We start from the raw sequence: 12,904 nt of genomic DNA, 5'->3' as shown, positions 1-12,904 counted from the left end.
GCGCGGTACGACGAGGCGCAGACGCTGGTCCCGGACAACGTCACAGCGCCCGGTGCGTCACCCGGCCCGAGGAGACGGTCAGCCGGACCGGGGCGTCGGCGACCTCGTCGGCGGGGGCGTCGACCGGGTCCACGGCGAAGGCCGTGAGGTCGGCCCGCAGACCCGGTGCGATCCGCCCGGCCACCGTCTGTTCGCCCGCCGCGACCGCCGCGTGGGTCGTGCACCCCTCCAGGGCCATCAGCCCCGTCAGGGCCCGCCCGGCGGCCGCCGCGCCGCGCGGGACGCGGGCCGTGGCCAGAACCTGCCGGGCGTCGTAGTGGGCGATCGGCCAGTCGGAGCCGAGGGCGACGTACGCGCCCGTGTCGCGCAGGTCGCGGCACCGCCAGGCGCGTCCGGCCCGCTCGTCGCCGAGCCGCCGGGACCACTCGTCGGTGTGGTCGGCGCGGGTGTACGCCGTGTGGGGCGGCTGCATCGAGGCGATGACGCCCAGTTCGGCGAAGCGGGCGAGCTGACCGGCGGGCACCGTCTCGATGTGCTCGATCCGGTGCGCCAGCCGGCCGCTCTCCCCCAGCGACGCCACCGTGTCCAGGACGTGCCGCACGGCCGCGTCGCCGATCGCGTGGGTGGCCGTGCGGACCCCGGCCGCGTGCAGCGTGCGCACGGCGGCGCTGTACGCGGCCGGGTCGGGCCAGAAGGCCTCGGTGCCGCGGCCGTGGCAGTCGGGGTGCTCCAGCCAGGCGGTGCCGCCCTCGACGGTGCCGTCCATGAAGAACTTCACCCCGCCGACCAGCCAGTCGCGGCCGCGCAGCCGTTGCAGCGCGACCAGTTCGTCCAGGGCCCCCGCGTCGGCGCCCGGCATGCACCAGGGCGCCAGCCTGAGCCGCAGCGGCAGGTCCCCGGTCGCCTCCACGGCCGTCAGCAGGTCGGGTACGTCGCCGTCGCCGAGGTCCATGACGTGCGCGCCGGTGAGCCCGGTGGCGGCCATCGCCGACAGCAGCGCGACGAGCCGGGTGCGCCGCTCGTCGTGCGAGGGCTTCGGGAGCACGGCGGTCACCAGGGCCATCGCCGCGTGCTCGACGAGGTGGCCGGTGGGCCGGCCGGTCGCGTCGCACACGATCTCGGAGCGCTGGGCGAAGGAGCGTGGGCCGTCGATCCCGGCGGCCCGCAGGGCGACGCCGTTGACGAGGGCGGAGTGGCCGTCGTAGAGCCGGAGGAAGACGGGTACGTCCGGTACGGCGTCCTCGACGAGGGCCCGGTCGACCGGGCGGCCGCCGAACGCGTTGTGGTCGAGTCCGTACCCGAGGATCCAGCCGCCGGTGCGTTCGGCGCCGCGCAGGGCCGCCCGCAGCCCGTCGACGTCGGTGACCCCCGACAGGTCGAGGCCCGTCGCCATGTCCAGGCCCCACACGGGGTGGCTGTGGGAGTCGGTGAGGCCGGGGGTGAGGGCCGCCCCGGCGAGGTCGACGGTCTCGGTGCCGGGCCCCGTCCAGTCGCGGGCGTCGGAGGCGTCGCCGACGGCGGCGATCAGCCCGTCCCGTACGGCGACGGCGGTGGCGTGCGGCCGGGCGGGGTCGAGGGTGCGGACCTTGGCGCCGGTGAGGACCAGATCGGCTGCGGGCACGGGGGTACTCCTTGTTCGGTTCATTCGGTGGGTTCCTCGGCGAACCGGGCGTACACCTCGGGGCGGCCGCGGCGCAGGCGGACGGCGAGCAGCAGGCCGAGGAGGAGGACGCCGGGGACGAGGGCGACCAGGACGGTGTTGACGGTGGCCGACGCTCCGGTGAAGGCGTCGATCTCGGACACGACGAGCCCGATCGCGGCGGTGAGGAGCACGGCGGCGACGACGGGCGCGACGACCGTGCGGAAGGCCCCCTCGCCGTGCCGGACGCGGCGGAAGTAGCAGGGGACGGCGATCGCGGCGAGGAGCTGGAGCACCATCAGCCCGATCCCGCCGGGGGTGTTCACCCAGAGCAGCAGCTGGGTGTACGGGTCGGCGCCGGCGAGCGCGAAGGACAGGACGACGACCAGCCCGAGGACGGTCTGGGCGGCGCCCGCCAGGTACGGCGAGCCGTGCCGGGGGTGCACCCTGCCGAGGGCCGCGGGCAGGACGCCCTCCTCGGCGAGGGCGAGGGCGTAGCGGTTGATGGCGTTGTGGAAGGCCAGCAGGGACGCGAGGACGCTCGTGACGATGAGGAGGTGCATCAGGTCGGCGGCCCAGGCGCCCACATAGGTGGTGATGGCGGCGAAGAACAGGCCGCCGGGGTCGTTCGCCGCCGCCTCGACGACGGCCGCGTCGCCGAAGGCCTGGATGACGGCCCAGACGACGAACGCGTAGAACACCCCGAGGAAGCAGACCGCGATGTAGGTGGCGCGGGGGACGGTGCGGCCCGGGTCGCGGGCCTCGCGGCGGTAGATGACCGTCGACTCGAAGCCGGTGAAGGCGATGAACGCGAACGCGAGGACGGCCGCGGTGCCGGGGACGAGGACGTTGTCCGGGGCGAACGAGGCGAGGGACAGCCCGTCGGCGCCGCCCCGCAGCAGGACGCCGCCCGCGAGGAGGACCAGGATCCCCGTCTCGGCGACGAGGAGGACGCCGAGGACCTTGGCGCCGAAGTCGATGGAGCGGTGGCCGCCGTACCAGACGAGGAGCAGCCCGGCGAGGGCGATCGGCAGCCAGGGCACGTCGACGCCCCACAGGGCGTGGGCGGTGTCGGCGCCCGCGCTGCCGAGCAGGCCGTACACCCCGATCTCCATGCCGTTGTAGCCGACGACGGCGAGGAGCGCGGCGCCGATGCCGAGGGGCTTGCCGAGCCCTTGTGCGATGTACGCGTAGAAGGCGCCGCCGCTGCGGACGTGGCGGCTCATGGTGGTGAACCCGACGGCGAAGACCGTGAGCGTGACGCCGGCGATCAGGTAGGCGACGGGGGCGCCGATGCCGCCCAGCACGATGGCGATGGGCGCGACGCCCGCCATGACGGTGAGCGGGGCGGCGGCGGAGACGACGAAGAAGGTGATGTCGGCGGTGCCGAGGGTGCCGGTGCGGAGCCGGGCCGCGGCGGGCTGCCGTTCGGCGCTCCCCGGGCACGCCCCGGGGGTCGTCTTGGAGGACACGGACATGGGTGTGGGTGAGCCCTTCTGCGTACGTGAGGCGGGGCTGCGAGCCGGTGACCGGAAGCCGGGGCACGGGAACCGGGTTGGACCCGGACCCAAAAACCTAAAGGCTTTCGGTTTCGGCAATGTAGCCTCCCTCAGGGCATCCGGGAAGACCTCAGGACAGGAGCTGGCGCCATGGGACGGCCGCGCACACCACTGCTCGACCGGGCACGCATCACCACGACGGCGCTCGAACTGGTCGACGAGCAGGGCGAGTTCAGCGTCCCGCAGATCGCGCGGCGGCTGGGTGTGCAGACCGGGTCGGTGTACCACCATGTGGACGGGCGGGACGGCATCGTCGAGTTGATGCGGGAGCGGATCTGCGAGGCGATCGACTCGGCCACCCTGGACGCCGGGCCCTGGGACGCGGCCGTGTCCGCCTGGGCCCACTCCTACCGGGCCGCCTTCGCCGCCCACCCCCGGGTGATCCCGCTGCTGATGACGTCACCGGTGCGGGCGCCGAAGGTGCTGGAGCAGTACGAGCGGGCGGTGGGCCTGCTGCTGACCGCCGGGTTCGCGGTGGCGGACGTGATGCCGCTGATCACCGGTCTGGAGAACCTGGTCCTGGGCTCCGCGCTGGACCTGGCCGCGCCCGAGACGATGTGGGAGCTGCGGGAGGAGACCCCCACGCCCCAACTGGCCCGCGCCCTGGCTGCGGTCGGCGCCGGCCGGGCCGACGCTGCGTTCGACGCGGCCCTGGAAGGGCTGATCGGCCACGGCCGCACCCTGCTGGCGCGCACCACCCCCTGACCCGCGCCGTACGCAACGGCCCCCTAGGGCGTGTTTCGAAAGTCCCGTCTGGCCGGGAACGCCTGGCACGCACCCTCGCGGCGTTGTCGGCCGTCGGCGCAGCCCGCTGCGCTCTCCGACCTCCGCCTTGCGATCGCACGCCCCAGACGCCCCCAGCCCCGCCCTCCGGGCGGACGACGCTACTTACGAAACACGCCCTCGCGCGCCGCGCGGTACGGGCGTCGCGGGCTTCGCTCCGGTACCGGTTTCCGGCCGCTCCCGCGCCGGCTCGTCGGGGCCGCGTCCCACGCGGGTGCCCAGGGCCGCCGCCGTCAGCAGCAGGGCGCCCAGCATCACGAACGGGGCGGCCGTACCGGCGAGTCCGGCGATCAGGCCGGCGGAGGCGGGCGCCGCGACCTGGCCGAGACGGTTGCCCGTCAGGCGCAGGGCGAGCGCGGTGGAGCGGGCGCCGTCGGGGGCGGCCCGGACCACGGTCGTCATGGACAGCGGCTGGCCCACCCCGAGGCAGAAGCCCAGGGCGGCCAGCATCACGGCGAGCGCCCACACCGGGACGGGCAGGGCGATGCCCGCGCACAGCAGAGCGCCGAGCAGACACGTCACGGTCAGCAGCGCCGTACGGCCCAGGAGCCGGATCATCGGCGTCATCACCAGGCGGCAGGCGATGGTGGCGGCCGCGCGCAGGCTCAGCAACAGGCCGACGGTGGCGGGGGCGATGGAGCGGTGCTCGCCGACGACCGGCAGGTAGGCGGTCAGGATGTCGGTCGCGGAGAGCACGGCGAGGCTGATGAAGATGCCGGCCGGCACCCCGCGGGCGCGCAGGATGCGGTGGACGGGGACCTTCGGGGGCGAGTCCGCCCTCCCCTTGTCGCGCCGCACGCGCGCGTGGGCCCGGCGCGTCCGGCGCGTCCGGCGCGTCCGGTTCGCATCGCGTTGTTCGACGCGCCAGAGGGTCGTGAAGGACAGCGTGGCGACGGCGGCGGAGACGACCAGGGCGAGGGTGCTGCCGCGGCCCATGTCGTCACCGATGAGGAACCCGGCCGCGACCGGCCCGACGAGCTGGCCCAGCGAGGCGCCGATGGTGAAGTGGCCGAAGTTCCGGTCCTGTTCGGCCGGCGCGGACCGGCGTGCCACCAGCGACTGGGCGCCGATCACGAAGCACAGGTGGCCGAGTCCCATCACCCCGCTCCACGCCGCCATGCCGGCCGGTGAGCCCGCCGTCCCGCTCAGCGCGCACCCGCCCGCGACGAGCACCACGCCCACCGCCAGCAGCGGCGTGCACCTCCCCCGGTCGGTCCTGCGCCCGAGCGGCACGGCGGCGAACAGCGGCAGCAGCGCGTACACGCCCGCGGTGACGCCGATCGCCCGTTCGTCGGCGCCCAGCGCGAGGGCGCGGTACGAGACGGCGGGCCGGGCCATCGACACCGCCGCCTGCGCGAAGGCGAAGGCGGCGACGAGGCGCAGCAGCCAGTACCGGCGCTCCATCAGATGATGCCGAAGAGTATTCCCGCGCCGAGCACCACCAGCGAGGTGAGCGCGGCCCACTTCACGGTGAACCGGGTGTGGTCGCCGAACTCCACCTTGGCCATGCCGACCAGGACGTACACGGCGGGCACGAGCGGGCTGGACATGTGCAGGGCCTGGCCCGCCAGGGAGGCGCGGGCGATCTCCAGCGGGGAGACGCCGTGCGCGGCACCGGCCTCGGCGAGGACGGGCAGGACGCCGAAGTAGAAGCCGTCGTTCGACATGAAGTACGTCAGGGGCAGGCTGAGCAGGCCGGTGACGAGCGCCATGTGCGGGCCCATGGCGTCGGGGATGGCGCCGACGAGCCAGTCGGCCATGTGCTTGACCATGCCGGTGCCGGTGAGGACGCCGGTGAAGACGGCGGCGGCGAAGACCATGCCGGCGACGTTCAGGACGTTGTCGGCGTGGGCGGCGATCCGGGCCTTCTGGTCGGGCATGTGGGGGTAGTTGACGGTGAGGGCGAGGGCCGCGCCGAGCAGGAACAGCACCGGGATCGGCAGCAGTTCGAGGATCATGGCGGTAAGCAGCGCCACGGTGAGGGCCGCGTTGAACCAGTACAGCCGGGGACGGAGGGTGGGGCGGTTCGGGTCGAGGCCCTGGAAGCCCTCGCCGGACTCCGGACCGGTGCCGGGACCGGTGTGGGGGCCGGCGCCGGTGCCGGGGCCGGTGCCGGGGCCGGTGCCGGCATCGGTGCCGGGCCCCGTGCCGCCGGCCGCCGGCTGGGGGCTGTCCTCTCCCCCGCCCGCCGTGACCAGCACGGTCTCGGACCGCGGCTCCAGGGCCTCGTCCAGGGTCAGGTACCCGAGGCGCTTGCGCTCGCGCCGGCCGAGGACGTACGCGAGGGCGAGGACGAACAGCAGGCCGACGCCGAGGGCCGGGATCATCGGGACGAAGATGTCGCCGGCGTCCAGCTTGAGTGCGGTGGCCGCGCGGGCCGTGGGGCCGCCCCAGGGCAGGGTGTTCATGACGCCGTTGGCGGTGGCGGCGACACCGGTCATCACGACCAGGCTCATCCCCAGGCGCTTGTAGAGCGGGTACATCGCCGAGACGGTGATCATGAAGGTGGTGGAGCCGTCGCCGTCCAGCGAGACGATCGCGGCGAGGACGGCCGTACCGACCACGACCCGCATCGGGTCGGCCTTGCAGAAGCGCAGGATGCCCCGGACGATCGGGTCGAACAGGCCCACGTCGATCATCACGCCGAAGTAGACGATGGCGAACATCAGCATCGCGGCGGTGGGCGCGAGGTTGCCGACGCCTTCGAGGACGTAGTCGCCGAGCTGTGCGCCCTGTCCCACGAGGACGCAGAAGAGGGCGGGGATGAGGACCAGCGCCGCGATCGGCGACATCTTCTTCATCATGATCAGCACCAGGAAGGTCGCGATCATGGCGAAGCCGAGGACTGTCAGCATGGAGGACACCTAACGTTCACCCTTGAACTCCACCGGGGGGCGGCGGTGCGGACGACGTTAGGTGCCTCGTTCAGCGGTTAACAAGATGTTGACGTGTGAGCAATACGAGCAAAACCCCTGCTCAGAGGCGGTCGTCGTGCGCCGGTGACACCTCGACGGGGAAGCCGTTGAGGACGGCGGTGCCGGACAGGGGGTCGAGCCGGGTCCCGTCCAGGAGCTGGTTGACGTTGACCCCGGGGCGTTTCGAGGCGACCGCGGTACGGGTCCCCGGCCGGTCGTGCCCCCAGCCGTGCGGCAGACTCACCACTCCCCTGCGCACCGTGTCGGTGACCTCGACGGGCGCCTGAAGCTCGCCGCCCTCCGCCTTGACGCGGGCGGGCTCGCCGTCGGTGAGGCCGAGGCGGGCCGCGTCCTCGGGGTGGACCTGGAGGGTGCAGGTGTTGGTGCCGCGGTTGAGGGAGGGGAGGTTGTGCATCCAGCTGTTGTTGGAGCGGAGGTGGCGGCGGCCGACGAGGACGAGGGCGTCACCGGGGGCGGCCAGGGCGGTGCGCAGCCGGGTCAGGTCGGCGGCGATCGGTTCCGGCAGGAGTTCGACACGGCCGCTGCGGGTCCTAAGGACCTGTGGGACGCGGGGCTTCAGCGGGCCGAGGTCGATGCCGTGCGGGTGCTCCAGGAGCCGGTCGAGGGTGAGACCGTACGGGCCGAGGCGCAGCATCAGGTCCAGGCGCCGCTCCGCGCCGGTGCGGCCGGTGAGCCCGGCCGCGTACGCGTCGGGGTCCTGCCCGTACGCGGGTGAGTGCGGCTCGGTGACGGCCTTGGCGAGGGTGCGGGCGATGGCCGTGTCGTCGACGGCGGCGGGGTCGGCGCCGTGGAGGCCGGTGGCGGCGAGGACCAGCCGTGCGTGGATCTCGCACTCGTCCATGCGGCCCGGCTCCAGGGGGACGGGCGCGGGGGTGTGGCGGACCTGGTTGCGGACGGCGAAGTTGTTGAACGCGAAGTCGAAGTGGGCGCTCTGGGCGGGTGGCGGCGGGGGCAGGATCACATCGGCGTGGCGGGAGGTCTCGTTGAGGTACGGGTCGACGCTCACCATGAAGTCCAGCTCGCCGAGGGCGCGGTCGAGGCGGTCGCCGTCGGGCGCGGAGAGCACGGGGTTGGCGGCGATGGCGACGAGGGCGCGGATGCGGCCCTCACCGGGGGTCTCGATCTCCTCCGCGAGGGCGGCCATGGGCAGTTCGCCCTTCGCCTCGGGGTGCCCGGACACCCGGCTCGCCCAGCGGCCGAGCGCGAAGCCCTTGCCGGGGCCGGGCGGGCGGGGCGCGGGGGTGGTGGCGGAGAGCGGGAACATCGCCCCGCCGGGCCGGTCGAGGTTTCCGGTGAGGACGTTGAGGACGTCGACGAGCCAGTTGGTGAGGGTGCCGTGGACGACGGTGCTGCCACCGACCCGCCCGTAGACGGCCGCCGCGGGCGCCGCCGCCAGCTCGCGGGCGAGGGTGCGGATCGTGCCGGCGTCGACGTCGCAGGCGCCGGCGACGGCCTCGGGGGTGAACTCGGCGACGGCCCGCCGTACGTCGTCGACGCCTTCGACGTGCTCGGCGAGCGGCCCGGGGGCGGCGAGCCCCTCCTCGTACAGCACGTGGACGAGGGCGGCGAGCAGTGCCGCGTCGGCGCCCGGGCGGATGGCGACGTGCCGGTCGGCGAGGCGCGCGGTGCGGGTGCGGCGCGGGTCGACGACGGTGAGGGTGCCGCCGCGGCGGCGCAGCGCCTTGAGCCTGCCGGGGAAGTCGGGGGCGGTGCACAGGCTGCCGTTGGAGTCCAGCGGGTTGGCGCCGATCAGCAGCAGGTGGTCGGTGCGGTCCAGGTCGGGTACGGGGATGGCGAACGCGTCGCCGAACATCAGCCCGCTGGAGACGTGTTTGGGCATCTGGTCGAGGGTGGACGCGGTGAACAGGCTGCGGGTGCGCAGGGCGCCGAGCAGGAGCGGCGGGTAGAGCGCGCCCGCCATGGTGTGGACGTTGGGGTTGCCGAGGACGACCCCGACGGCGTCGGCGCCGTGCCGCTGGACGAGCGGCGGCAGGCGGCGCGCGACGAGGTCGAACGCCTCCTGCCAGCCGGTCTCCCGCAGGGTGCCGTCGGCGCCGCGGACGAGCGGGACGCGCAGCCGGTCCGGGTCGGCGTCCAGCTCGCCGAACGACGCGCCCTTGGGGCAGATGAAGCCCCGGCTGAACACGTCGTCGTGGTCGCCGCGGGTGGAGGTGACGCGTGGGCCGTCGAGGGTGAGGGTCAGCCCGCAGGTGGCTTCGCAGAGCGGGCAGATACGCAGGGCGGTGGGCATGGAGGCCTCCCGGGGCGGCGGCGGGCGAGGCCGCGGCGGCGTTGACGCGCAGACACCCCCGAGCATACCGACCGGTAGGCATGGCGGCGATGGTTCCGTTCGCCGGGAAGGGCGATCGCCCCGGGGAACCCGCGCCGGGCCGGAACGCGCCCACCGGGGGCCGTACCCCGGCCGTCCGGTCCGGCCGCCGGGGTCGAACCTCGCCGCCCGGACCGGCCGCCGCCGGCCGGAACCCGCCCGCCGGACCGGCCGCCGGGGCCGGAACCCGCACGGCCCGGGGCGCGTCCAAGGCCCACCCCCGTTGACGTGGGCCGCGCGGAATCCTACGGTCTTCCATAGGATTGCGTTGGGGCAGGTCGAGCGACAGGAGCGGGCGACGATGACGAACCACGGCACCGAACAGGCGAGGAAGACCGCCGACGCGCTGGAGTACTCCTCCGGCTTCGGCAACGAGCACAGCTCAGAAGCCCTGCCCGGCGCCCTGCCGCTCGGCCGGAACTCCCCCCAGCGCGCCCCACTGGGTCTGTACGCCGAGCAGCTCAGCGGCTCCGCGTTCACCGAGCCGCGCCCCCACAACCGCCGCTCGTGGCTCTACCGGATCCGCCCCTCGGCCGCCCACCCGCCGTTCGTCCGCACCGGCAACGGTGCCGTCCGCACCGCGCCCTTCACCGAGACCGTCCCCGACCCCAACCGGCTGCGCTGGAACCCGCTCCCGGACCCGGCGCCCGGCACCGACTGGCTGGCGGGTCTGTGGACGCTCGGCGGCAACGGCGACGTCACCCAGCGCACCGGCATGGCCGTGCACCTCTACCACGCCAACGCCTCCATGGACCGGGTCTTCAGCGACGCCGACGGGGAGCTGCTGATCGTCCCCGAGCGCGGCGGCCTGCTGCTGCGCACCGAGTTCGGCCTGCTCGCCGCCCGCCCCGGGGAGGTGGCGCTCGTCCCGCGCGGGATCCGCTTCCGCGTCGAGCTGCTCGACGAGACGGCGCGCGGGTACGTGTGCGAGAACTACGGCCGGCCCTTCGAACTGCCCGCCCTCGGCCCGATCGGCGCCAACGGCCTGGCCAACCCCCGGGACTTCCGGGCGCCGGTCGCCGCGTACGAGGACGTGGAGGGCGAGGTGGAGGTGGTGAACAAGTTCTGCGGCAACCTGTGGAGAGCGACGTACGCCCACTCGCCGCTCGACGTCGTCGCCTGGCACGGCAACCACGTCCCGTACGTCTACGACCTGCGCGCCTTCAACGTCATCGGCACCATCTCCTACGACCACCCCGACCCGTCGATCTTCACGGTGCTCACCGCGCCGTCCGACACCCCCGGTCTCGCGGGCGTCGACTTCGTGGTCTTCGCACCGCGCTGGCTGGTCGGCGAGGACACCTTCCGCCCGCCGTACTTCCACCGCAACGTGATGAGCGAGTACATGGGCCTCATCGAGGGCGCCTACGACGCCAAGGCCGAAGGCTTCGTCCCCGGCGGCGGCTCGCTGCACAACATGATGTCGGCGCACGGCCCCGACCGGGAGACCTTCGACCGCGCGAGCGCCGCCGAGCTGAAGCCGCAGAAGATCGACGACGGCCTGGCGTTCATGTTCGAGACGCGCTGGCCCGTCACCGCCACCGGCCAGGCGGTGGAGGCCGACCACCTTCAGCGCGGGTACGACGACGTGTGGCAGGGTCTTGAGCGCCACTTTCGGCCGTAGTACGGAGTACCCGTGACCGCTTTCGCCCCCGACTCGCTGGTCCTGAACCGCAAGCTCCCGCTGTGGTACCAGGTCTCGCAGTCCCTGCGTGCCTCCATACTCGGCCGCGCGCCGGACGCCTCGCTGCGCCTGCCGACCGAGGAGCAGCTCGCCGCGCACTACGGCGTCAGCGTGCTCACCATGCGGCAGGCGCTCAAGGAGCTGGAGGCGGAGGGGCTGATCAGCCGGCACCGGCGGCGCGGCACCTTCATCGAGCCGGGCGCCCGGCGCAGCGCGCCGCGCCGGCTGCTGGGCTCGATCGACGCGATCGTGGCCCAGCAGTCGGGCGAGCGGACGACGATCCTCGGCCACGGCGAGGACAAGGTCCACGGCGAACTCGCCGAGCACTTCCCGGACCTGACCCAGGTGGTCACCTTCCGGCGGCTGCGCTGCGACGGCGAGAGCGGCGAGCCGACGAACTGGGCCGAGAACGCCGTCCGGCCGGAGGTCGCGGCCCGCATCGACCTGGCCGACCTGGAACGGTGGCCGATGACGAAGGTGCTGCGGGACGCGGTCGGGGTGCGGATCAGCCGGATCACCGACACCGTCGAGGCGCGGCTCGCCGACCCCGAGACGGCCGAGCTGCTGAACGTCCCGCTGCTGTCGCCGATCCTGCACTACACGGGCGTGACGTACGACGAGGACGGCCGGGTCGTGGACGTGGCCCGCATCCGCTACCGCGGCGACCGCTTCTCCTTCACGGTCACCGTGGAGGCGGACTGAACGCGGGCCGGTGCGGGCGGGCGTGGTGGAGGCGGGCCGCGTGCGGTCACTAGCATGCCGCCCGTGACCGATGACGCGCCCCTGCTCGACGACCTGATGCCCTGGTCCGTGGCGCCGCTGCGGCTGGGGCGGCCGTGGGTCGTCGCCCCGGACGTCCGCACCCTGCGGGCCCGCTGGGACGCACTGGCCGGGGCGCCCGGGCACGCCGAGCGGGAGGCCCTGTTCCGGCCCACGCGGGCACGCTCGCTGTCGACGCCGGTGGCCGCGCTGCCGGGGCAGCGGACCGTCACGGCCCGGTTCGCGCGGGAGGCGGGCCCGTGCCCCGAGCCGGTGCGGCTGGCGCACGGGCCGTTCGACGAGCAGTGGCTGCTGCCCGACCACCGGCTGATCGACGTGGCCCGCCCGGAGCTGTGGCGGGTGGCGGACGAGCGACAGCTGTTCGCGGTGGAGCAGGGGTACGTGCCGCAGGCCGCGGGTCCCGCGCTGCTGGTGACCGCCGCCCTGCCGGACGGCCGCTCCCCGGCGGGCCGCCCCGGCCGCATCCGCCCGCTGTACCGGCGCCCCGGCGGGCGGGAGCCGAACGTCACGCCCGGCCTGCTGGAGCTGTTGAGCGAGCGGTACGGGGCCGGGGTCGCCCCCGCGGACCTGCTGGCGTGGGCGGTGGCCGCCGCCCGGCCCGCCCCCGCCGGGTGCGCCGTCCCGCTGCCCGCCGACCCGGACGTCTGGGCGTCGGGCGTGGCGCTGGGCCACCGTATGACGGACGTCCAGCTGCGCGGCGCCCGGAGCGGTCGGCGCCCCCGGCTGCCCGGCGGGCGGCGCCCCTACGTCCGCGCGGCGCTCCCGGCACGGCCGGCGACGCTCGCGTACGACGCGGAGGACGAGGCGCTGCTGGTCGGCGACGGCGGCCGGATCTCCCCCGTGCCGGCGGAGGCCTGGGACTACCGGGTGGGCGGCGTGCGGATGCTGGAACTCTGGTTCGGGCACCGCACCTCCCCCGCCGAACCGGGCACCCTCGAGGCGATCCGCCCGGCCGCGTGGCCGCAGGAGTGGACGTCCGACCTGCTGGAGCTGATCACCGTGCTCGCGCTCCAGGCCCAACTGGAGTCGGAGCGCCCGGACCTGTCCGGCACCGACCTCCTCACCCGCACCACCCTCCACTCGGCCGGCATCCTCCCCGCCCCCGGGTCGGCACGGCGCCCCGCCTCGGTCCTGGACCGCGCGGAAGAGGGCCCGGAGGGGCAACTGTCCCTGCTCTGACCCCCGCCACGGGCG

General features: G+C 74.5%; 9 protein-coding genes. 4 read left to right on the top strand and 5 right to left on the bottom strand.

Annotated features, from left to right (window positions below; translation table 11 throughout):
- Nucleotides 1–40 precede the first annotated feature (40 nt).
- Entirely contained in the window at nucleotides 41–1,621 is a 1,581-nt protein-coding gene (locus EIZ62_RS26410; protein WP_156695175.1) for an amidohydrolase, read from the bottom strand.
- Between the two features lie 20 nt (nucleotides 1,622–1,641).
- Nucleotides 1,642–3,111: an APC family permease gene (locus tag EIZ62_RS26405; protein ID WP_425281849.1), complete on the bottom strand. Its 1,470-nt coding sequence runs from the start codon at nucleotides 3,109–3,111 to the stop codon at nucleotides 1,642–1,644.
- A 177-nt stretch (nucleotides 3,112–3,288) separates the two neighbouring features.
- Here EIZ62_RS26405 and EIZ62_RS26400 point away from each other — a divergent pair, with 177 nt between their 5' ends.
- On the top strand, nucleotides 3,289–3,903 hold the full coding sequence (locus EIZ62_RS26400) for a TetR/AcrR family transcriptional regulator (protein ID WP_156695173.1): 615 nt from the start codon (nucleotides 3,289–3,291) through the stop codon (nucleotides 3,901–3,903).
- Between the two features lie 183 nt (nucleotides 3,904–4,086).
- Here the strand turns inward: EIZ62_RS26400 and EIZ62_RS26395 are convergent, their stop codons facing one another.
- The 3 genes from EIZ62_RS26395 to EIZ62_RS26385 all read right to left on the bottom strand — a co-directional run bounded on the left by EIZ62_RS26395 (nucleotide 4,087) and on the right by EIZ62_RS26385 (nucleotide 9,168).
- Nucleotides 4,087–5,385, bottom strand: a complete 1,299-nt coding sequence (locus EIZ62_RS26395) for an MFS transporter (protein ID WP_156695172.1) — start codon at nucleotides 5,383–5,385, stop codon at nucleotides 4,087–4,089.
- A complete protein-coding gene (locus EIZ62_RS26390; RefSeq protein WP_156695171.1) occupies nucleotides 5,385–6,836 on the bottom strand; it encodes a CitMHS family transporter in 1,452 nt (483 codons plus the stop codon). Before EIZ62_RS26390 ends, EIZ62_RS26395 begins: the two co-directional genes overlap by 1 nt.
- 121 nt (nucleotides 6,837–6,957) lie before the next feature.
- Nucleotides 6,958–9,168 (bottom strand): molybdopterin oxidoreductase family protein, encoded by a 2,211-nt coding sequence (locus EIZ62_RS26385; protein WP_156695170.1) that lies wholly within the window; start codon nucleotides 9,166–9,168, stop codon nucleotides 6,958–6,960.
- A 379-nt stretch (nucleotides 9,169–9,547) separates the two neighbouring features.
- On the opposite strand from EIZ62_RS26385, the gene hmgA reads away from it, so the two are divergent.
- From hmgA to EIZ62_RS26370, 3 genes are read left to right on the top strand one after another with little or no spacing between them, the layout of a single operon-like run.
- A complete protein-coding gene (gene hmgA, locus EIZ62_RS26380) occupies nucleotides 9,548–10,870 on the top strand; it encodes a homogentisate 1,2-dioxygenase (RefSeq protein WP_156695169.1) in 1,323 nt (440 codons plus the stop codon).
- A 12-nt stretch (nucleotides 10,871–10,882) separates the two neighbouring features.
- Entirely contained in the window at nucleotides 10,883–11,632 is a 750-nt protein-coding gene (locus EIZ62_RS26375) for a GntR family transcriptional regulator (RefSeq protein WP_156695168.1), read from the top strand.
- Nucleotides 11,633–11,686: 54 nt separating this feature from the next.
- Entirely contained in the window at nucleotides 11,687–12,889 is a 1,203-nt protein-coding gene (locus EIZ62_RS26370; RefSeq protein WP_156695167.1) for a type ISP restriction/modification enzyme, read from the top strand.
- Nucleotides 12,890–12,904: the final 15 nt, after the last annotated feature.

This window comes from Streptomyces ficellus (assembly GCF_009739905.1).
Lineage (GTDB): Bacteria > Actinomycetota > Actinomycetes > Streptomycetales > Streptomycetaceae > Streptomyces > Streptomyces ficellus_A.
The sequence above is the reverse complement of the archived record's forward strand: the minus strand, read 5'-3'. Positions and strand labels throughout refer to the sequence as shown.